This is a genomic window from Hypericibacter terrae, assembly GCF_008728855.1.
Taxonomy (GTDB): domain Bacteria; phylum Pseudomonadota; class Alphaproteobacteria; order Dongiales; family Dongiaceae; genus Hypericibacter; species Hypericibacter terrae.
The window spans coordinates 2,798,974-2,819,304 of sequence record NZ_CP042906.1; the positions used below are offsets into that span (position 1 = coordinate 2,798,974).

General features: G+C 64.1%; 19 protein-coding genes and 1 tRNA gene. 8 read left to right on the forward strand and 12 right to left on the reverse strand.

What is annotated here, in order from left to right:
- The first annotated feature begins 2 nt into the window (after positions 1-2).
- Positions 3-464: an Lrp/AsnC family transcriptional regulator gene (locus tag FRZ44_RS12765; protein WP_151177553.1), complete on the forward strand. Its 462-nt coding sequence runs from the start codon at positions 3-5 to the stop codon at positions 462-464.
- Here FRZ44_RS12765 and FRZ44_RS12770 read toward each other — a convergent pair.
- The 9 genes from FRZ44_RS12770 to FRZ44_RS12810 form a co-directional block, all read right to left on the reverse strand.
- On the reverse strand, positions 452-1,567 hold the full coding sequence (locus tag FRZ44_RS12770) for an ABC transporter ATP-binding protein (RefSeq protein ID WP_225308668.1): 1,116 nt from the start codon (positions 1,565-1,567) through the stop codon (positions 452-454). The two genes, FRZ44_RS12765 and FRZ44_RS12770, sit on opposite strands and share 13 nt — an antisense overlap.
- The gene (locus FRZ44_RS12775; RefSeq protein ID WP_151177555.1) at positions 1,564-2,361 is read right to left on the reverse strand and encodes an ABC transporter permease; all 798 of its coding nucleotides are present in this window, start codon (positions 2,359-2,361) and stop codon (positions 1,564-1,566) included. The genes FRZ44_RS12770 and FRZ44_RS12775 overlap by 4 nt, the downstream gene beginning before the upstream one ends.
- 4 nt (positions 2,362-2,365) lie before the next feature.
- The gene (locus FRZ44_RS12780) at positions 2,366-3,238 is read right to left on the reverse strand and encodes an ABC transporter permease (RefSeq protein WP_151177556.1); all 873 of its coding nucleotides are present in this window, start codon (positions 3,236-3,238) and stop codon (positions 2,366-2,368) included.
- 51 nt (positions 3,239-3,289) lie between these two features.
- Positions 3,290-4,324, reverse strand: a complete 1,035-nt coding sequence (locus tag FRZ44_RS12785; RefSeq protein WP_191908562.1) for a polyamine ABC transporter substrate-binding protein — start codon at positions 4,322-4,324, stop codon at positions 3,290-3,292.
- A 42-nt stretch (positions 4,325-4,366) separates the two neighbouring features.
- Entirely contained in the window at positions 4,367-5,329 is a 963-nt protein-coding gene (locus tag FRZ44_RS12790) for a membrane dipeptidase (RefSeq protein WP_151177557.1), read from the reverse strand.
- Between the two features lie 255 nt (positions 5,330-5,584).
- On the reverse strand, positions 5,585-6,217 hold the full coding sequence (locus FRZ44_RS12795; protein WP_151177558.1) for a glutathione S-transferase family protein: 633 nt from the start codon (positions 6,215-6,217) through the stop codon (positions 5,585-5,587).
- 27 nt (positions 6,218-6,244) lie between these two features.
- The gene (locus tag FRZ44_RS12800) at positions 6,245-7,642 is read right to left on the reverse strand and encodes an amidohydrolase family protein (RefSeq protein WP_151177559.1); all 1,398 of its coding nucleotides are present in this window, start codon (positions 7,640-7,642) and stop codon (positions 6,245-6,247) included.
- Positions 7,643-7,788: 146 nt separating this feature from the next.
- Positions 7,789-8,670, reverse strand: coding sequence for a LysR family transcriptional regulator (locus FRZ44_RS12805; RefSeq protein WP_191908563.1), 882 nt, complete (start codon positions 8,668-8,670; stop codon positions 7,789-7,791).
- Between the two features lie 406 nt (positions 8,671-9,076).
- Positions 9,077-10,702: an AMP-binding protein gene (locus FRZ44_RS12810; RefSeq protein WP_151177561.1), complete on the reverse strand. Its 1,626-nt coding sequence runs from the start codon at positions 10,700-10,702 to the stop codon at positions 9,077-9,079.
- A gap of 169 nt (positions 10,703-10,871) precedes the next feature.
- On the opposite strand from FRZ44_RS12810, the gene FRZ44_RS12815 reads away from it, so the two are divergent.
- Positions 10,872-10,961: transfer RNA gene (locus FRZ44_RS12815), tRNA-Ser, on the forward strand.
- Between the two features lie 16 nt (positions 10,962-10,977).
- Here FRZ44_RS12815 and FRZ44_RS12820 read toward each other — a convergent pair.
- Entirely contained in the window at positions 10,978-11,412 is a 435-nt protein-coding gene (locus FRZ44_RS12820) for a nuclear transport factor 2 family protein (RefSeq protein ID WP_151177562.1), read from the reverse strand.
- Between the two features lie 201 nt (positions 11,413-11,613).
- Between FRZ44_RS12820 and FRZ44_RS12825 the strand changes: the two genes are divergently transcribed.
- Entirely contained in the window at positions 11,614-12,111 is a 498-nt protein-coding gene (locus tag FRZ44_RS12825) for a hemerythrin domain-containing protein (protein WP_151177563.1), read from the forward strand.
- 6 nt (positions 12,112-12,117) lie between these two features.
- Here the strand turns inward: FRZ44_RS12825 and FRZ44_RS12830 are convergent, their stop codons facing one another.
- On the reverse strand, positions 12,118-13,659 hold the full coding sequence (locus FRZ44_RS12830) for a porin (RefSeq protein ID WP_151177564.1): 1,542 nt from the start codon (positions 13,657-13,659) through the stop codon (positions 12,118-12,120).
- A 269-nt stretch (positions 13,660-13,928) separates the two neighbouring features.
- Between FRZ44_RS12830 and FRZ44_RS12835 the strand changes: the two genes are divergently transcribed.
- The 4 genes from FRZ44_RS12835 to FRZ44_RS12850 all read left to right on the forward strand — a co-directional run bounded on the left by FRZ44_RS12835 (position 13,929) and on the right by FRZ44_RS12850 (position 18,117).
- Positions 13,929-14,393: a thermonuclease family protein gene (locus FRZ44_RS12835; protein ID WP_151177565.1), complete on the forward strand. Its 465-nt coding sequence runs from the start codon at positions 13,929-13,931 to the stop codon at positions 14,391-14,393.
- 155 nt (positions 14,394-14,548) lie between these two features.
- Positions 14,549-15,037, forward strand: a complete 489-nt coding sequence (locus tag FRZ44_RS27025; RefSeq protein ID WP_191908565.1) for a PAS domain-containing protein — start codon at positions 14,549-14,551, stop codon at positions 15,035-15,037.
- A gap of 211 nt (positions 15,038-15,248) precedes the next feature.
- A complete protein-coding gene (locus FRZ44_RS12845) occupies positions 15,249-16,709 on the forward strand; it encodes a DUF4034 domain-containing protein (protein WP_151177567.1) in 1,461 nt (486 codons plus the stop codon).
- A gap of 25 nt (positions 16,710-16,734) precedes the next feature.
- Positions 16,735-18,117, forward strand: coding sequence for a tetratricopeptide repeat protein (locus tag FRZ44_RS12850; RefSeq protein WP_151177568.1), 1,383 nt, complete (start codon positions 16,735-16,737; stop codon positions 18,115-18,117).
- Positions 18,118-18,157: 40 nt separating this feature from the next.
- Here the strand turns inward: FRZ44_RS12850 and FRZ44_RS12855 are convergent, their stop codons facing one another.
- Positions 18,158-19,219, reverse strand: coding sequence for an SDR family oxidoreductase (locus tag FRZ44_RS12855; protein WP_151177569.1), 1,062 nt, complete (start codon positions 19,217-19,219; stop codon positions 18,158-18,160).
- Positions 19,220-19,438: 219 nt separating this feature from the next.
- On the opposite strand from FRZ44_RS12855, the gene FRZ44_RS12860 reads away from it, so the two are divergent.
- A complete protein-coding gene (locus FRZ44_RS12860; protein WP_151177570.1) occupies positions 19,439-20,290 on the forward strand; it encodes an undecaprenyl-diphosphate phosphatase in 852 nt (283 codons plus the stop codon).
- Positions 20,291-20,331: the final 41 nt, after the last annotated feature.

Here is a 20,331-nt window from a genome sequence, read left to right on the forward strand (position 1 = left end):
CTATGGATGACACGGACCGCAAAATCCTGACGATCCTCCAGGCCGACGCCACCGTCGCGCTGGCGGACCTGGCCGAGCAGGTCAATCTCTCGACCACGCCCTGCTGGCGCCGGATCAAGGCGCTCGAGGAGAAGGGCGTCATCACCAAGCGGGTGGCCCTGCTCGATCCGGTGAAGATGAATGTCGGCCTCACCGTCTTCATCGCGATCCGCACCAGCCAGCATTCGCTCGACTGGCTGACGCGCTTCCAGCGCGCCATCGACGGCATCCCGGAGATCGTCGAGGTCTATCGCATGAGCGGGCAGATCGATTATCTGCTGCGCGCCGTGGTGCCGGACATCGCCGCCTATGACAGCGTCTATAAGCGGATCATCCAGCGCATCGAGCTTTCGGACGTGACCTCGATGATGGCCATGGAGGTAATCAAGGCCACCACGGTCCTGCCGGTTACCTACGCCGGGTAGCCGCCCCCTGCCCGCTCTGCGTTCGCGAAGAACAGGATCGGGCCCTCGTCGGACAGCGTAACCCGGCAGCGGCTCGGGTCCTGGCCGCCGGGCTTGAACTCGGCGGGCGCGCAGCGGATCGACAATTCCTGACCCCAGGCGGTGACGGCCGCGATCTGCATCGTCTCGCCGAGATAAGTCGCATCGCGGATGGTCGCAGGGAAACCGGCACCTCCGCCGTTGCCGTCAAGCGGGCGGATGCGGAACTGCTCTGGCCGCGCCAGGAGCGCGCCCTCGACCCCGACCTTCAAGGCTTGGTTGGCCCGCACATTCCCGATCAGGGTTCCATCCGGCATCAGCGCCGTCGCGCGATCGCCCTCAACGCTCTTCAGCGTCGCGCGCAGGAAGTTCGAATTGCCGACGAATCCCGCCACGAACATGTTGGCGGGGTTGTCATAGAGCGATTTTCCCACCGCGATCTGCTCGATGCGGCCGTGGTTGAATACCGCGATGCGGTCCGAGAGCCGCAGGGCCTCTTCCTGGTCGTGCGTCACATAGATGATGGTGGCGCCGGTCTCCCGGTGGATGCGCCGGATCTCGAGCTGGAGATCCTCCTTGAGCCGCTTGTCGAGCGCCGCCAGCGGCTCGTCCATCAGCAGAATCTCGGGGTCGTAGGCGAGCGCCCGCGCCAGGGCCACACGCTGCTGCTGCCCGCCGGAAAGCTCCGTCGGCTTGCGCCTGGCGAACTTTTCCAGCCGCACCAGCTTCAGCATCTCCTCGAGCCGCTTCTCGATGCGCGCCCGCGACCAATGCCGCACCTTGAGGGGAAAGGTGATGTTGTCCCGGACATTCATATGCGGGATCAGGGTATAGCGCTGGAACACCATCCCGATATTGCGCTTGTTGGGCGGCGTATCGAGCAGCGACTTTCCCGAAAGCGAGATGTCGCCCTGGGTCGCCTCATGCAGACCCGCGATCAGATAGAGCAGCGTCGATTTGCCCGAGCCCGACGGCCCGAGGAAGGTGACGAACTCGCCCTTCTCGATGTCCAGGCTCACATCGTTCACAGCCGCGGAGTCCTGGAACCGCTTGCTGACGCCCCGGATCGAAAGGAACGCGCTCACCCCCGCCTCCTCATGAGCAGAGCGCTGATCAGCAGCAGGACGATCGTCAGCAGCACCATCAGGCTCGAGGCGGCCGCGATCACGGGTGTCAGATCCTGGCGCAGCGTCGTCCATATCTTGACCGGGAATGTCTGCAAGGTGGGGCTTGCCATGAAGATGGCGATGACGATCTCGTCCCACGAGGCCAGGAACGAGAAGATGGCGGCGGTGAAGAGGCTGAAGCGAATTGCCGGGATGGTCACCCGGAGCTTCGCCTGCAGCGAGCTGGCGCCGCAGAGGATGGCGGCGTCCTCGATGGCCTTGTCGAAATTCAAGAGCGCATTGCCGATGACGATCACGGAGAACGGGAGCGCGATGACCAGATGGGCGAGGACGAAGCCTGCCAGCGTGCCGTTCAGCCCGACCCGCAGGAACAGCGAATAGATCCCGACCGCCAGCACGACCACCGGGAGCACCATGGGCATCAGCAGGAAGACCCGCAAGATCGACTTGCCGGGGAAGGTCCCCCGCGTGATCGCCAGGGCAGACCAGAAGCCGAGCACGACCGAGCAGACGGCGACGAGGATCCCCACCTTGGCGCTCGCCAGGACCGACTGGATCCATTGCGGGTTGGCGAAGAACTCGCCGTACCATTTGAGCGTCCAAGCGGGCGGCGGGAAGATCAGCCAGCGCGACGAGCCGAAGGACAGCAGGACGATGAAGACGATTGGCAGCAGCAGGAAGGCGCAGGCGAGCGTGCCGATCGCGCCGAGCAGCCAGCGCAGTCCGCCGAGCCGTTCGAAGTCGAGCAGCATCGCCTCAGCCCTTCCGCGCGTCGGTCAGGGGATCGAACAGGCGGATCTGCAGGGCATAGAGCGCCAGGGTCGCGGCGAAGAGGATGAAGGCCGCCGCCGCCCCCAGGCCCCAGTTCAGCATCGACTGGATCAGCTGCACGATCAGCTCGGCCAGCATCATGTAGGAGGGTCCGCCCAGCAGCACCGGCGTCACGAAATAGCCCAGCGACATGACGAAGACCATCAGGCAGCCGGCGACGATGCCGGACGCGCAGTTTGGCAGGAAGACATGCAGGAAGCATTGCAGGCGCGAGGCGCCGCACAGCGAAGCCGCCCGCAGCACGGCGGGGTCCATCGCCTTCATCGTCGCGTAGAGCGGCAGCACGATGAAGGGGAACATGATGTAGGTCATGCCGATCGTGACGCCGATCAGGTTGTTCGTCAGGGCCAGCGGCGTGTCGATCACACCCAGCGCGATCAGGGCCCGGTTGATGACGCCCGTCGACTGCAGGAGGATCATCCAGGCGAAGGTCCGTGTCAGGAGATTCGTCCACATCGACAGCAGGATCACCGCGAAGACCGCCATCGCCCAGAACCGGGAGACGACCGCCAGCAGCCAGGCCACGGGAAAGCCGACGGCGAGCGTCACCAGGGTCACCGTCGTCGAGACGATGAAGGTGTTGAACAGGATCGTGCGGTAGGACGACGAGCTCAGCAGCTCGGCATAGTTCTGGAGGCCGGGCTGCGGATCCAGGAAGCTCCGCGACAGCAGGATCAGGACCGGGAGGACGAACAGCGCCGACAGAAGCAGCAGGGCCGGCATCGCCAAGACCAGACCGCTGGCTCTGATATTGCGGATATAGGACCGCAAACCGAGAACGGAGGTCGGGTTTCCCATGGCGATGCCGGCAGCTCCCTCAAGCCGAATTGCCTTCAGGCAGGGCCAGAATCAGCTGGCCTGCCACTCATACCAGCGCTTGCTGATGACGTCCCGGTTTTCTGCCCAGTAATCGATATTCAGCGGGACGTTCTGGTCGGCATGCTGGCTCGGCTGGAATTCGTTGATATCCGAATTCAGCAGCGCCAGGGACTTCGTATTGACCGGGCCGTAGGCCGAGAGATTGGCCATCTCGGCCTGCCCCTTGGCGCTCACGGCGTAAGCCAGGAACTTCATGGCGGCGTCCTTGTTCGGCGAACCCTTGGGGATCACCAGCACGTCGGCCGCCACGAGGTTCTGGTTCCAGGACATGCCGACATTCTGTCCGTCCTTGATCAGGGAATAGAGCCGCCCGCTCCAGAACATGCCGAGCGTCGTCTCGCCGGAGGCCAGGAGCTGCTGCGATTCGGCGCCGCTGCTGTACCAGAGAATGTCCTTCTTGATCAAATCCATCTGCTTGAAGGCACGGTCGAGATCGAGCGGATAGAGTTCCTCGGGCTTGACGCCGGAGGCGAGCAGCGGCACTTCCAGCAGGCCCGGCCCGACCCATTTGTAATAGGCGCGCTTGCCCGGATACTTCTTCATATCGAACAGATCCGGCCAGTGCTGCGGGGCCTTGTCGCCATACTTGCCCTTGTCGTAGCCCAGCACATGGGTCGAGACATAGCTGCCGACCGCGTAGTCCGACACCCAGCGCGGATCCAGCTCGTCGCGATTGATGATCGAGAAGTCGAGCTTCTCCGTGAGCCCAGCCTTGCCGGCATAGAGCCCGAAATCATTCTCGACGTCGACCACGTCCCAAGTGACGTTGCCGGCATCGACCATGGCCTTGAGCTTGCCATAGTCCGAAGGGCCACCCTGGATCACCTGGATGCCGCTTTCGGCGCTGAACGGCACACCCCAGGCTTTTTCCTGTGCGTCCTGCGTGGTCCCGCCCCAACTGACGAAGTTCACCTGGCCCGCGCTCGAGAACGCCAGCCGGGGATTGGCCAGGGCCAGAACGGCGCCAGAACCCATACCCATAAGTAATTTGCGACGATCGATCATCTGCCTCACCGCCTTTTCCGGTTTTTCGTTGAACGTGAAACCCTAGCCAATCACCCGCTCGTAGAAGTCGAGCCAGTTCCTTCCCATATAGCCGTCGATATCGCTTTCCGACCATTTGCGCGCTGCCAGCTCGTCGGCGATCCGCGGGAAGTCTGCCGGCGTCTTCATCCAGTCGGGCCATTTCGGCGGCACGACCGACGCCCAATCGAAGGTGCCGCGCCCGGTGCGGACCTGCTTGATGTAGGACAAGGGCCGGCGCCAGACGAAGTCGGTGCCGAGCCCGAGATTCTTCGCGCCGACGATGTTGGCTGTATGCTCGATCAGGTCGACGAAGCGCTTGAGCGTGCAGTTCATGCCGCCGGGCAGCATGGCGGGGAACAGCACCATGCCGAACATGCCGCCCTTCCTGACCAGCGCCTTCATAATCTCGTCCGACTTCAGCCGGTGCTTCAGCTCCACCTCGGAGGAGAAGCTGAGCGAGTTCGAATGGGTCACGGCGATGGGCGCGGTCGATTGCTCGATCGAGTCCATCGTCGTCTTGATGCCGCAATGCGAGGTGTCGACCACCATGCCGAGCCGGTTCATCTCGGCGATGATCTTCTTGCCGTAGAGCGACAGGCCGGTGTCGTTCGGCTCCAGGCAGCCGGAGCCGGCGAGCCCCTGGTGGTTGTAGGACATCTGGATCGCGCGGATGCCGAGATCGTAGAAGATCTCGACCAGCGCCAGGTCATCCTCGAGCGGGAGGGTGTTCTGGAACCCGAGAATGACCGCCGTCCTGCCCTCGGCCGCGATGGCGCGAACCTCCTTCGCGGTCGTGGCGGGACGGATCAGGTCGGCATGATTGCGAAAGGCGCGGCGCCAGCGCGACAAGGCGGACAGCGCCTCGCGCGTGTTGTCGAAGGTGTAGTTCATGCATGTCACATGCACACATGACACACCGCCCTTATGCCACTCCTCGAAGACCTCCAGATCGCATTCGTCCGCCTGCAGGCCGTCGATGATCATACGGTTTTGATTCTTGCTGGCCGCCACTGATGCGCCCTCCCGAAATATGGACTGCTGAGGGCACGCTAGTGACGGGCCGAGGTCAAATCCAATATGGAGTACGTATTCTCTAAGACGCCTGCCATATCAGCCGAGCGCCGGCGGCGTCCCAGAAGAAAAACTTGGCGCCCGGGAAAGCTTTCCTGCGCGCGCACGCGGAAAGACAGGCGGCGTGCGCCCTTGCGCCGCTCTGTCGCCTTGCGTCAAGCGCTCGATTCAATAGTAGGGCGCCGTTATCCGCTCGATCGCGAGAGCGTCGAGGACCGATTGGCGGCTGCAAACCCGCTCCATGAGCCGGGAGAGATTCGGGAATGTCCGCGTCGGACGCGCGATATGCCGCGACCATCGTCCCAGCATGAAGAGATAGAAGTCGGCGATCGAGAGGCTGTCGCCCGCGAGACAGGCCCTGCCCTCCAGATGACGATCGAGCACCTCGAGATGCCGGGCGACATGACCCTGCATCACATCCTTGAAGGCGTCCCGCCGCTCCGGCTCCACATAGAATTCCGGGCGGAAATACTGCCAGAGATCGGCCTGCAGCGTGTTGGTGAGGAAGGTGAGCCATTGGTAAGTGTGTGAGCGGACGTCGCTGCCCAGTCCGGCAATCAGCTTCGCCTCGGGATGCCGGTCGGCCAGATGCAGGCAGATCGCCGCGGATTCGAACAGCGCGAAGCTTCCGTCCGTGAAGGTCGGGATCCGCCCGTTCGGGTTGATGGCGAGATAGTCGGCGGACTTGTGCTGGCCCAGCGTGCGGTCCACCAGAACCAGCTCATGCGGGACGCCGATCTCCCGCAAGATGAAATGCGGCGCGAGGCTGGCCAGTCCCGGCGAATAATAGAGCTTGTACATGGAACGCTGCGCGCCTTTCTGAATTCGTCAGACCAGAAGCGGCCATTTGCCTTCGGGCGCGAGCGAGAGCTTCGCCCACATGCGCCGGCGCGAGCTCCGCGCCAGGTCATAGATCATCGCCGCCTCCACGCGCGCGGGCTGCCCGCCCGACCACGCGATCTCGCCATTGACGATCACCGTCGCGATCGATTTGGAGCCGCAGCTATAGACCAGCGCCTGAATGGGGTCGGTGATCGGCTGCGCCTCCGGAAGGTCCGTCGTGCGAATGACGAGATCGGCATATTTGCCGGGCTCGATCGATCCGATCTGGTCCAGCATGCCCACGGCCTGGGCCCCGCCCCGAGTCGCCAGCTCCAAAACATCCTCGGCGGAGAAGGCCAGCTTGTTCTCGCTCTTGGCACGGGATGACAGCAGCCCGACCAGGCCCTGCAGCCCGATATCGTAGCGGCATCCCGAAACCGCGCCATCGCTGGCGAGCGAGACATTCACGCCCGCCCGGAGCATCTCGAGATGGCGGGCATGCTTCGCCGCACCGGCACCCAGGTTCATGGAGGTGACCGGGCACCAGACCACCGACATCCCGGCCTGGCGCACGATCTCGGCCTCATCCGCCGTGAGATCGTTCATATGGCTGAAGGTACAGTTCTCGCCCACCAGATCATGGTCGGCGTAATGACACATCGCCCGCTTCCCCAGGCGATGCTCGTCGGCCGAACCGTCATGCGTGTCGAACGACTGATGCTGCGAGAAGATCACCTGGTGGCTGTCGGACAGTTCCTTGGCCGCCTGCATGAGCTCGTCCGACGCGCTGCCCAGCCCGAACAGAACCACGCAGCCCCGGATCAAGGGCTCGCCCTTGTTGCGTTTGAGCTGGCCGCCCAGCAGCTTGAGGCTGCGGTTCCGGTCCCGCGGCGCCCGCGTCATCGCGTGCGTGCCGGCCGGGGTCGGAACATCCCAGAGAAAGGGATCGCCGATGAGGCCGCGAATGCCGGTCTCCGCCGCCGCCTCCGCCGCCAGGTCGGGAAACTGCAGCGTGCCCGCCTCGAGGAAGCAGGTGGTGCCGTTCGACAGCATCTCGATGCAGTTGAGAAGCGTCGCCGCGCGCTCGTCCTCTTCCTCGACGCTGTCCCACCAGCGCCGGAAGGTGTTCATCATGATCGAGGTGTCGGCGCTATCCGGGACCGCGCCGCGCACGGTGTTCATGAAATGAACATGGGTGTCGACGAACCCCGGATGGATGACGCCCCCCTGGGCATCGATCGCACGCTTGGCTTTCACCGTCCCCGCGATATCGCGGTCGGTGCCGACGGCTACGATCTTGTTGCCCAGGATCGCCACGGCGCCGCGCTCAAGACACTCGCGGGCGTCGTTCATCGTGATGACGAAGCCGTTCCGGACGACGAGGTCAGCCTGGATTTCACTCATTGCCGGCGATCCGCGTTCCGATGTTGGGGTGGCGAGGCGGCTGGCGCGATGCGGCGACCGGGCCGCGAAGGCAGAATCCTAGGGCCGCGTCCCGGCCGCAGCCAATATAAAGGTTGAATGCTGTGATATAGCGAGCGTATCAGACGTCATCCGCGCGACGGCGGCGCGCAGGCCCTGATGATCTTGACCAGGGACCTCGTCAGCTCGGCATCCTTCTTGTCCTGGGCGTAGGCCGCGACCAGCAGCGTGTCGCCGTCGAGATCCTTGGGGATGCGGGCCGTCACCCCCTTGGAGATCGCGGCCAGTTGCGACGGTACCAGGGAGAAGCCCTGGCCGGCCGCCACCAGATTGATGATCGTCAGCGTCGAGCCCGCGATCTGGTCCAGCTCCGGCGCGAGCCCCGCGCGATTGCAGGCCGCCATCACGGAGTCGAAATAGCCGGGCCCGAGTTCGCGGGGAAAGAACACAAAACGCTCATGGACGAGATCCGCGAGCTTCAGCTTGGGGTCGTTGGCCCGCGGGTGATCGTTCGCCAGGATGATGGCGAGCTTGTCGCGCGCGACGATCTCGGAAATGAAACCCGGGCTCGCCCAGGGCGCCCGCAACAGCCCGACATCCAGCTCGCCGGCCCGGAGCATGTCGCCCTGCCGGCTGGTGCTCGCCTCGACCATGCGCAGATCCACCGAGGGATGCGCCTCGCGAAACCGATGCATGACCGGCGAGAGCAGCATGGCGGCCGAACTGACGAAGCCGAACTTGACCCGATCGGGGACCCCCTGCCGGGTCACGAGAATGGCGGAATCGACGGCCGCAAGAATGCGCTGGGCATAGGGGAGGAACCGCTTGCCGGCCGGCGTCAGGGAGACGCCCCGCTTGTTGCGCACGAAGAGGGGGACCTTCAGCTCTTCCTCGAGTTGGCGGATCTGTTGCGACAAAGGCGGCTGGGAGATATGAAGCGTCTCGGCCGCCTTGCGGAAGTGCAGCTCCTCGGCGACCGCGAGAAAATATTTGATGTGGCGAAGCTCCATTCCCAAGCGCCTCCCCGCGCTTCTGCCGTCTTGTCCGATCCGCAAACCTCGGCTGGCAACTGAACGCCCGCCACTGCATACCCGGAAAATCATAGACCTATTGGGGCATGCCCGCTTCGGTTTGTCCGACGAGACATCGCCGGGCCGGCCGTAGTCCCTCAACCGCCCGGCAATATCCCGCTCTATACTTGCACGCAAGACAGGCTGGCCCCACGAGGCTCGGCAGGCGCAATCCTCCTAGCGAAATGCGCCGCCGCCGAGAGAGATTATCTTGGCCTGAGCATAGATTTCCTCCGGCCCGCAAGACCGTTCCCGGTCGACGATCCTGCGCGCGCCGTTCGGCCCGACATCGGCGCCCATGACCGGATCGTTCAGCGGATCGAATTCCCGGACGTGATCTCGATGCTCAGGCCTTCGGCGCGATGGGTCGGGCGCCCAACGTCTGAAGCGCCTTCCGATCGATCTTGCCGGAGGGAAGCTGCGGAAATCGATTGAGGAGCATGATGCGGGCGGGTCTGGCGAAGACCGGCAACCGCTTGGCGCAGAGCGACTTCAGCGCAGCGCCGAGTTTGTCGTCCTTCTCGGCCAGCACGGCGGCAAAAACCCGTTCTTTGAACGGCCCGGCTTCAAGGACGATGGCCACGGCGTCGCGAACCGCCGGATGGCCCTTCAACGCGGCCTCGACTTCCCCCAGGTCGAAACGATGGCCGCGCAGCTTGATTCGATAGTCGGCCCGACCGACCAGATGGTAATTGCCGTCGTCGCCGAGGCGCGCTAGATCGCCGGTCCGGTAGGATTGCGCGGCCCCTTGAATGCGGCTGGCCTCCGTCAGCTCGGGCTTCTTCCAATAGCCCATCATGACGGTGTCGCCGACCACGCAGATCTCGCCCACCTCGCCGTCGGGAACAGGCTGCCCTTCCGCATTGCGCAGCGTCAGGTCATAGGTCTCCGTCGGCCGTCCGAGAGGAATCATGTCGAGACCCTCCGGCAAGGGCCGGGGGGCGCGATAGAGCATGATCCGAAACGCCTCGGACGCGCCATAGGCATTTTCGAACACGGCGTTCGGCATGACTTGCATGGCCGCCCTCAAGGCAGGCACCGGCAAGCGCTCTCCAAAGAAGATGACAAGGCGCATCCCATCGAGGCGGGTGCCTTTCAGCGGTTCGCTCTCGACCAGCAATCTCAGCGCGGTCGCCGCCGTGATCCAGACGGAAACGCGCTCCTGCTGCAGGATGGTGGCGATCCGGTCCGGGAACATCGCCTCTTCATCCGTCACGAGCCGGAGGCTGCAGCCGCCGATCAGCGGACAGAAAATTTGAAGCGAGGCGGCATATTGCAGCGGAATGAGACTGATCATGCGGTCGTTGCCGCTGACCGCGTCGCCGGCAGCAAGCGCCGCGACCGTGCCGGCCATGCCCCCGTAGGAGACCATGATGCCTTTGGGCTCCCCGGTCGAACCGGACGTGAAATAGAGTGCCGCCAACGCTTTCGGATCCACGGGCGCCGGTCGTGGCAGCGGCGTGATTCCGCGAACCAGATCCGCCAGCCCGCGGCCCTCATCCGTCATCTCGATGCAGACGGTCGGAGGGAGCCTTGGCGCGCCGGCCTCCGCTTCGAGCTTTCGCTTCATCCTGCTCGTCGTGAGCAGGAGATGCGGTTCTATGCTGGCCAGCTGTCGATGAAGGCGATCGGGCGGGCCGTTGAACTGCAGCGGGGCAAAACAGGCGCCGGCAGCCAGAACGCCATAGAGGAGACAGAGGGTCTCGAGCGTCTTGGGAAGACAGACGGCAACGCGATGCCCGGCGGCGAGTGAATGCTCTTGCTGCAGCCAGGCGGCAACAGCGAGCATCCGCGCCCGGGCTTCGGAGTAACGGAGATCGCCCTTTGCTGTTTTATAGAGAATCCGGTCGTGCCACTCGGCCGGAACATCGCAGAGCTGTTGCGCAATCGGCCTTATGTTCAATTGGCGGCCCCCGTCGACGCGATCCGACAGCGATGTTACCTGGGGCCATCCGGGTTGACCACAGGCCATGTCTCTGACCGAGGCCTGCGAATTGCCGGCGCTGCGGGTCAAATCCTGACCTTATGGTCGCCAGAGCAAGGGCCGAATGGCGCCCAGCCGAAAACCCGGATTGCGGCGCGGTGGCAACTCGGACTTTCGCAGCCGCAGGCAGGATGCTAAGTGATGGCCCGCAGCAGAGGGATGGGTGGCCGAGCGGTTGAAGGCACCGGTCTTGAAAACCGGCATGGCGGCAACGCCATCGTGGGTTCGAATCCCACCCCATCCGCCACCCTGGTGCTTGGCGTTTAGCGAGCCTGCGCCGTCAACGCGTTCCAGGCGGCCAGAGAGTCCATGTAGTCTCTCCAGTGCGTGATCTTTCGGTCTTCGATCTTGACGATCGAGCAGAACCGATTGTCGTATTTCACGGCCGTCGCGAGGATCGTTCCATGGACCTCGTATTCGATGACGACGACACGGCCGTCGTCTGTCTTGTGGGCGATCAACTTATCCGCAGATTGAAGCGCGATATTGTCGACATAGCCCCTGAACGCGGCCATCAGGCCGCTTCGCCCTTGGATGACGCGAGGCCAGCCCGGGACGTCATAGCGGACCTCGTAGATGACGTCATCGGCGAGGATGTCGAAGAAGTGATCGCCATCGACGAGCCCGCCCAGCGCCCCGTGGACCAGGTTGAAGTAAGGGTCGGCGGGCTCGTAGGCAGCGTATCTCGGATTCGGCATCTGGCTCTCTCAGCAGGTCGAGATGTGGCTTGCGGAACAAGGGCTACATATAAACCGGTAGCTTGGTTCGAAGGAGAAGGCACTTTGAGATCAGCGACTTATGTCAAAGTAAGTTATGCAAGAGCCGTCTCTGGCACCTTGAGGAGGAACCTCTCCCCGCGGGTGCCGTTGCGTTGCTGAAACGCAAACTCGTGAGAGACCATGGCACGCGCCGCGCTGAACGCAATCGAGATCCTGAAGGCCGACCACCGGGAGGTCGAGGCGCTGTTCGAGAAGGTCAGGCAACGGACCTGCATCGGCAAGGAGCGGGAAGCGCTCGTCCGGGAGATCTGCCTGGCCCTGAGAGACCATGCCACGATCGAGGAAGAGGTCGCCTATCCGGCGTTTCGCGCGGCCGGGGTCGAGAGCCATATCCTCGACGAGGCGGAGGTCGAGCATGACTCGATCAAGCAGTTGATCGGGACCCTGCAATCCATGGGCGCGAACGACCCGCATTTCGACGCGCGGGTGACCGTGCTCGGCGAATATGTGAAGCACCATTTCGGCGAGGAGGAGCGGGAGATGTTCCCCCTGGCCCAGGCCGCCGACGCCGAGCTCGATGCCCTCGGCAGGGATCTGATCGAGATGAAGCGCCAGCTCGGCGCCGGATGCATGCCGCGACGAACCCGGAACATGCTAGGCCTCGGTACCGCGATCTAGCGGAGATCAGAACGCGATCTGGGTCCGCAGGGCGAGATCCTCGAAATTCTGCCCGACCTGCTGCGTCCCGCTGGTATCCTTGCGGTCCACATCGACATAGCTGAACTGGAGCTCGAACCGCACGAAGTCGGTGGGATACCAGCTGATGCCGACGGAATAGACCTGCTGCAGGCCGCCAAAGACGCCGCCCGTGACGCTCTGCGCTTCGCCGTCGTTCGTATGCGAATTCAGGTCGGCGATGCTGTAGCGCATCGAGAGTTCCCAGGCGCCCCAGCCGCCGCCGTTCGTGAAGCTGAAGGGATCGGCCGGCGAGGGTCGCATATAGGCGGCTGCGCTCGGGTTATATTTGCGGCTTTCGCCGGTCATGACCCAGCTGCCTTCGATATATCCGCCCTGGAAGTGGAGCGTGGGCGATGGGCCGGTGGGCTGGTCCTGATCGACGTCGATGCGGATATATTCGGCCTGGACCAGGAAATTCTTCCAGTTGGCCGCGAGCTCGATGCCATAGGTATCCGCGCCATTGGCGGGGATCACGCCGGTATCGATCAGCCGGTTCTGATCGATGCGCAGCTCCGGCCGGTCGCGGAGCTGGATGGTCTGGTTGCTCCCCGCATTGGCGTCGTTCTCGTTGAGGTGGAACGCCTTCGAGGCCGAGATGCCGATATGCGTGTTCCAGTCCTCGCCCCGCAACGGCCTTGTCGCCACGCGCACCGTCCCGCCGGTCTGCTCGTCGTTCAGCAGGCCTGCGTTCTGCGCGCCGTAGGTGCCGCCGGTCAGGTAGAGCGCGGCGAAATAGTCGTCGCCGGAAGCCTTGGCACCGACCGATGCGCGCGCGTCGCCGGCCGCCACGTTGCGCGCGATCTCGACGATGCTCGGCCGCTCCAGGAACAGGAAGTCGTTGGAGCTCATCGAATCCTGGAGCGTCAGCCAGGGCTTGAAATAGCCGATGGTGGCGGTGATCGGCTTGAAGCCGGTGTAGTTGAGGTTCGCCTCATAGAGCGTGGGCGAGCCGTCGGGCGAGCCGCCCCAATCGGGCGTGACGTTCAGCGTGAAGTCGCCCATCTTGGCGACAAAGAAGAGGCGACCGCGGCGCAGATTCTCGCCATTGTTGAGATCCTGCGCGCCCGTGGGTTGCGCATTGTTGCTTGATGAGTTCTGGAAATATCCACCCACATCGAACTGGATCTGGGTGCCGATCGCCAGCGAGTACTGGCCGTCCTGACTGGAGATCGTGGGCCGGCCGTTGGGGAAGCTGACCAGCGGCTTCTCCTTCTGAACAGCCTCCACCTGCGCCTGAACCTGCTTAGTCTGCTCCTGCGACTGCCGCAGTTGCTCGTCCTTGGCACTGAGGTCGGCCTTCACGCGCGAGAGCTCCTGCTGCAAGGCCTGGATCTGCTGCTCGATCGCCGTGATCCGGGAGTCCGTCGAGCTGCCGCTGTCGCTGGTCGCGGATTGCGCCAGGGCGGGATGGGGGAAGGAAGCCGCGAGCGCGAAAAGAACGAAGCCGCACAGTGCCGCGATCCGATCCGGACGAAACCCAGTTCCCATCTTCCCCTGCCCTTCCGACCTGCCCTCGCGAATTTCGATGAAAGCGGCAGATCCTTGATGCTAAAGCTATCGATGGTCGCGGCCTTCCCGCGCCCGATCACGCAAAAGCCCGGAGGCTTCTTCGTGAAGGCTTCCTCAATGATCGTGACTAGGAAATCTGGAAGAGCACCGACCGGGCTAGAACATTCCTGCTGCCACCGCACGGGCCCTGATGGCCGCCCCATATCTCTCACAAGTCACGCGCGGGAACGTCACACGGAGAACTCGGAATGCGTTCGCTGATTGTCATAGTGGGCCTCGCCGTCGCGGCCTTGACCCAGACGATGGCGTCCGCGCATGCCGAAATCCTGTTCGGGCCCGCGACGGTGATCGACGGGGCCACGCTCGAGATCGACGGCCAGACGGTGCGCCTGCTCGATATCGAGGCTCCGGCCCTGACCCAGCTCTGCAAGGACGGGACCGGGGCCGACTATGCCTGCGGGCAACGGTCGAGCCAGAGCCTGGCCGAGCTTCTGAAGCAGCGAAAGGTGACCTGCGACTGGTCGAACCTGGACGCCCAGGGCCGCCGCCTCGCGCGCTGCGGCGTCGCCGGGCAGGACGCCGGATTATGGCTGGTCGGTCAGGGTTGGGCGGTGCCGGACCGCAACTGCAAATGCGAGACCTACCGCGCGGCCGCCGAGCACGCCAAGGCCCAGAAGCTGGGCCTCTGGGCCGGCGCCTTCGCCCTGCCCTGACCGCCCCTCCCGCCCCGCCCCCTATCCATTGGGCCAGATTGCAAAGCGGGTCGGCCCGGCCCACTCTGGCGCCCGCGCGCAAACGGGATTCGGAGACGGCGTCGAGCCCGCCGGCCGGTTTGAGCGATTGCCGCGACGACAAGCGGGGACGACGGATGGCAAGCCTTTTCTGGGACGATCGCCTGGCGGATCTCTTTGCCTATTGGAGCGCGAAACGCGGCAACCGGCCGGCGCCGAGCCGTCGCGATCTCGATCCCCGGGACATCACCCGCCTCCTGCCCTTCCTCCATCTGATCGACGTGGAGCCCGAGCCGATGCGGTTCCGGCACCGGCTGGTGGGCAGCGAACTGGTCGACATGATGGGCCGGAACGTCTCGGGAAAGTATGTGACCGACGTGTTCTATGGCCGCGCCGCCGACGAGATCCTCGAGACGATGCGGTCCCTGGCGACCGAGATCCGCCCGTTCCGCCGCCGCTCGCGCATGGAATGGCACCGTGCCGACTGGCTCACCATGGAATCGCTCGAGCTGCCGCTGATCGACGAGACCGGCCGGGTCAATATGATCCTCTGCGGCCGCAGCTTCACCATGACCGACCCGGCCTTCGGGTCGACGCTGAACTTCGACCCGCTGCCGCTACGCTGACAGCCAGGGTGCACCGACCCGATTCTCCGCCGGCGCGAGCGATGCTTGCTTCAATTTTTGCCCAACGATCGAGCGCAATCAAAGTGTTGGGCAAGGGGCGAGTCCGAAGCGACGAACTCCTGCGCGGTTTACGCCCTCTCAATGAATTGGATGTTCTCTGGTGCGGTGAACCCGCCCGCGGATTTTCAACCTTTGAGATCGGACCCGGCTCATGCACTTCATTCCCCCGCGCCCCCTCGCGGCAGTCCTCATCGGCCTCTTCCTGGTCGCATGCGGCGTCGGCTCCGCTCGCGCCGAAGAGCAGCCGTGGCTGGACCTTCTGAAGCAGCAGAAGTTCGAGGCATTGGAGGCCGAGCTGCAGAAGCTGCAGACGACCTTCGTGGAAGGCGAATGCGCGGAGTGCTTGGCGAATGCGCCTTATGTCAAATTCGCGACATCCGACCCCCTGATCGGCGAACGGCTCGATGAATGGGTGGCGACACACCCTGACTCGGCCGCCGCTCACCTCGCCCGCGGGCGGTATCTCAACCATATCGCCTGGCTGGCACGGGGAACCGGCACTGCGTCCCAGACTCGGCCCGAGCAGTTTGCCGAGATGGAGCGCCTGCAGACCGCGGCGGTCCAGGACCTGCTCTGGACAGTCCAGCATGAGCCGAGATCACCCCTGGCGTTTGCCGACCTGATCTATATCTCCACGGCCCAGCGCGGCGAAATCGCTGCGGCGCAGATTTATGACTCCGCTCTCCAGGCCAATCCGGACTCGCCGGCGATCTATCGGGCCCGCGTCTGGTCGCTCTCTCCCTGGTGGCAGGGCGTATTGCCCTGGTCCGACGCCATGGAACGGCAAAGAGCCTATATCGCCGATTTACAGCAGAAATACTCCGACCGCCCCGGCTTCGAATGGCTGGAGGGATATGCCGACTATATGGAGGCCGAAGCTTTTCTTCGAACCGGGGACATCGATGCCGCTATCTCAAGCTTTACGAAGGCCTTGTCGGCGCGGGAACGGACTCCCTATCTCCTCGCCCGCGCCGAGGCCTATGGAGACCTCAAAAAGCTGGAACTGCGCGATGCCGATCTGAAGCGCGCATTGGAACTCAGCCCCGATGACGAAGACGCCCTGTTTGAGAATGGGCGACTGAATTCCCGGATCTGCCGAAAAGCGCACTCAGACGGCACCGACGCGACGGACGTCTGCAAAGCCGCGATCGAGCAGTTCGACGCCGCCGTCGCGGCGGATCCGCTGGCACCCAAACCTCTCCTGTATCGTAGCCTGCTCCTGGCCGCGATTGGCCAGCACGAAGACGCCCGTCGCGATCTGCACAATGCGGATGTCTACGGAAAGTTCGATGCCTGGACCCAGGACATGATGGCGTCGATTTATCGAATCTTCGATCACGACGCGGCCAAAGTCGCATTCCAGAACGCTATCGCGCTTGGCCCAAATGATCCCTATTGGGTCGAGCACTATCTCCTCTTCCTCGCGCAAACCGGGGACTGCGACTTTCTCAAGGTCCAAGCGAGCTATCGCGAGCGTTGCAGGCAGTCGAACCGGTGTCAGATGGTCGGCGATCTCGACGGCATGACGGAGAGTTTCCAGCAGACCCGACGCCAAAGCTGTGCGGGAAAGGAATGGCAGCAGCCGGAAACGTCGCTGGCAATGCCGGAGTGAATGGCAAGAATTCGGGGGATGAACCATGACCGCCTTCAAGACCCTGGCCTTTGGCGCTCTGCTCTTTCTCAGTTTTGCTGGCATCCAGGCGCCGGCGCGCGGCGAAACGCTCGACCGGAGCGCCATTCTTCAAATGCTGGCTGGCGGGCAGTTCGACGAACTCGATAGTCGCCTCGAACGGATCGACGACGAAGCCAACGCTCAGAAACGTCCGGAGGGGGATCTGACGCGAGCCTTCCGCGCCTTCGCGACTTCTGATCCCGCCGTGGTGGCGCAGCTCGATCGCTGGGTCGCCGAGCGCCCCAACTCCGGCATGGCGTTGGTCGCACGCGGCGTCAACCGGTTCCACTTGATCCGTATCATGCGCTATGACGAGGCCTTCCGGGCAGCCAATGAGGCCTTCGCGCTCGATCTCAAGATCAAGGAACGCGATGCCTTTGTGGATGCTCAGAAGGGCCTCGCCATCGAGGAGATGAACCCTGTGGGCTTTGTGTGGTCCTTGGAACTCTTCATCGATTGGGGCCAACCGCAGGAGGTCGAGAAGTGGTATCGGATCGCGGTAAACGATCTCCCCGCTTCGCCCGCGATCCATCGCACCTATCTCTCGGCCTATGCCCCCTGGCATCAAGCCGGCGCCTCTTGGCAGGAATCCCTGATTCGCTTGCAGGAAATCACGGCAAGTCTCGAGAAGGGCTTTGGCAAGGATCCCGACTTTGCCTGGCTGGCCGGCTATCTCGAATATGTGAAGGGTGAAACCTATCGGCTCGACGGCCAGCCAGAGTCCGCGATCGCCCACTTCGATACAGCCCTCGCGGCAAGCGACGATCCTGAATACCGGCTCGGCCGTGGCCGCGCGGAGCTGGCCATGGGCGCGCATCAGAAGGCCCTGAATGATTTCGTCCAGATCCTATCGGACGACCCCGATTTCGGGCCCGCTGTTCATGGTCAGGCCCTCGCCAAGGAGGCACTTGGCCAGACCGCCGAGGCGCTGGCCGATCTCGACCGTGCGATTGCCCTCGACCCGATGAATCCGCTCTACCTCACCGACCGCGCCCGGCTCTTGCGGAAATCGAAGCGCATCGACGAGGCGCGCCGCGATATCGACAACGCATTGCCGCTCGGAGAGCACGATCCCTGGGTTCAGGTCTGGCGTGGCACCATCTACGAGCCCATCGATACAAAGACGGCCGCCGGCGCGTTCCAGCAGGCGGCCGCCCTGGCACCATCGAACCCGCTATACCTGAAGCGTTACGCGGATTTCCTCCTGCGCCACGAGGATTGTGAAGCCATTGCTGCGATCGAACTCTACGACGAGGCCTGTCGGACCGGAAATAGCTGTGGAGACAAGGCGCGTGAATTGGAAACGGCGGCGACCGCCTTGAAGACGAAGATGTCCTGCCCCGGGTGAGGACTGGCAGCTGCCGGCCGCCCATAAGGTCGCATCGGCCTCAGGGAATGATGCGCCGCTGCCGCAGCTCCGCGAACAGATCGAAGAAAGAGTCATCCGTCGCCTGATAATCGAGGAAGCCCAGCTTGCGGCTCTTCGACATGTCGGTCACGACCTCGACGATGCGGCCCAGATCCGCATCGCTGTGCCAGGGCGAGACCAGCCGCCCCAGGTCGGGCTCCACCAGTCCGCGCTTGCGGGCGATCGCCGTCCAGAGCGGCCCGGCACCGGCCAGTTGGCGCTCGAGCGGCTCGCCCTCGCCGGAAAAGGGCGCCGCCTCGAGACCGAACCAGAAGGCGAGGCGGCCCCACATCCAGCTCCAGCGGAAGACATCGCCATTGACGATGTTGAAGGCCTGGTTCCGCGCGGCGGGTTCGGTCGCCGCCCATTCCAGATGCGAGGCCAGCAATCGCGCGTCGGTCATGTCGGTCAGGCCGTTCCATTGCACCGCGTGGCCGGGGAACTTCATTGGCTGCCCGCGCTCGCGCTGGATCTCGGCATAGACCGCGAGGGTCACGCCCATGTTCATGGCGTTGCCGATGGCAAAGCCGATGATCGTGTGCGGCCGGTGGACGCTCCAGCCGAACCCGTCCCGCGCGGCGGCGGCGAAGAGCTCGTCCTCCTGCGCATAGTAGAAATTCTCGACATCGAGACGGGCCTGGCTTTCCCGGAAGGGCGTCGCCGGCAGGTTGCCCTTCCCATAGTTCTCGAACGGGCCGAGATAATGCTTGAGCCCCGTCACCAGGGCGGTGTGCTCGACGGAGCCCGCGCGAGCGAGAACATCGAGCAGATTGCGGACCATCGCGCTGTTGACGCGGATATTCTCGGCTTCGCTCGCCTGCCGCAGCCAGCTGCAGAAGAACACATGGGAGGGCTTGAGCCCCGCCAGCGCCGTCCCGAGCGACGCCGGGTCGAGCAGGTCGGCGGCGACCGGCGTCACGCCCTCGATCGCGGTCGGCCTTCGCGCGAGCCCCTGCACCTTCCAGCCCCGTCCGGCCAATCGGCGGGCGAGATTGTTGCCCACGATGCCGCTGGCCCCAACCACGAGCGCTGTCCGCGTCATGCTTCGTCTCCCTTGCCGCCGAATGATGAGGCGCAAAGTAACTGGCGCCGGCGGCGACGCCAAGCTATGCCGTCCTGCTCCGGATCTTGCGAGAAGGCTCCGACCGTTCGGAGTCGGCGTCGCGGCGTCCCATCAATGTCACGCTGCCGGAGCATTCGACGGTTTAGGTTCACGGCCCCGCCGACGCTTCTCCTACGATCGATATATTGAGGATTCGTCATGTCCTGGCTGCAAGCTCTCCTCATCGCCGTCCTGCAGGGCGCGAGCGAACTCTTTCCCGTGAGCAGCCTGGGGCATGCGGTCATCCTGCCCGCCCTGCTGGGCTGGGACCTGGACCAGAACGGCCCCTCCTTCCTGCCTTTCCTGGTGGTGCTGCATGTCGGAACCGCAGCGGCGCTGCTGCTCTATTTCTGGCGCGACTGGACGCGCCTCGCCTCGACGCTCATGGGATTCGGTTCGCCGGAAGAATGCGCCGCCGGTCGCCGCCTGACCGGCCTGATCCTGCTGGCCACGCTGCCTGCAGTCATATTCGGCTTTGCCCTGGAGAAGCCGCTGCGCCACCTCTTCGGCACGCCGGTGATCGCCGCGGTCTTCCTGATCGTGAACGGCCTCGTCCTCTTCTTCGGCGATCGGCTGCGCCGCGCCGCCGTCGATCGGGCCGACGGGAACGATCTGGGGCAAATGAGTTGGCGGGACGCGTTGATCGTCGGCTTCTGTCAATGCGGAGCGCTGATCCCCGGCATATCGCGCTCCGGCGCCACCATGGTGGGCGGCCTGCTGCGCGGCCTCCATCACGAGGCGGCGGCGCACTTCTCGTTTCTGATCGCGACACCGATCATCATCGGCGCCGCCATCCTCGAAATCCCCAAGATGCTGCGCCAGCCGGGAGGCGGCAGCATCACCGAAATCGCCCTGCTGTCTGGCCTCGTGGCCGGCATCGTTGCCTTCGTCTCGGTCTGGTTCCTGATGCGCTATTTCAGGAAGCACGACTTTCAGGCCCTCAACCCCTTCGCTTATTACTGCTGGGCCGTCGGCATTCTGGCGCTGGGGGTCTTCGCGCTGGAGCGCTGACCGAGTTCCCCGGCACGGCGCCGCGGGGAATGGCCAGGGCG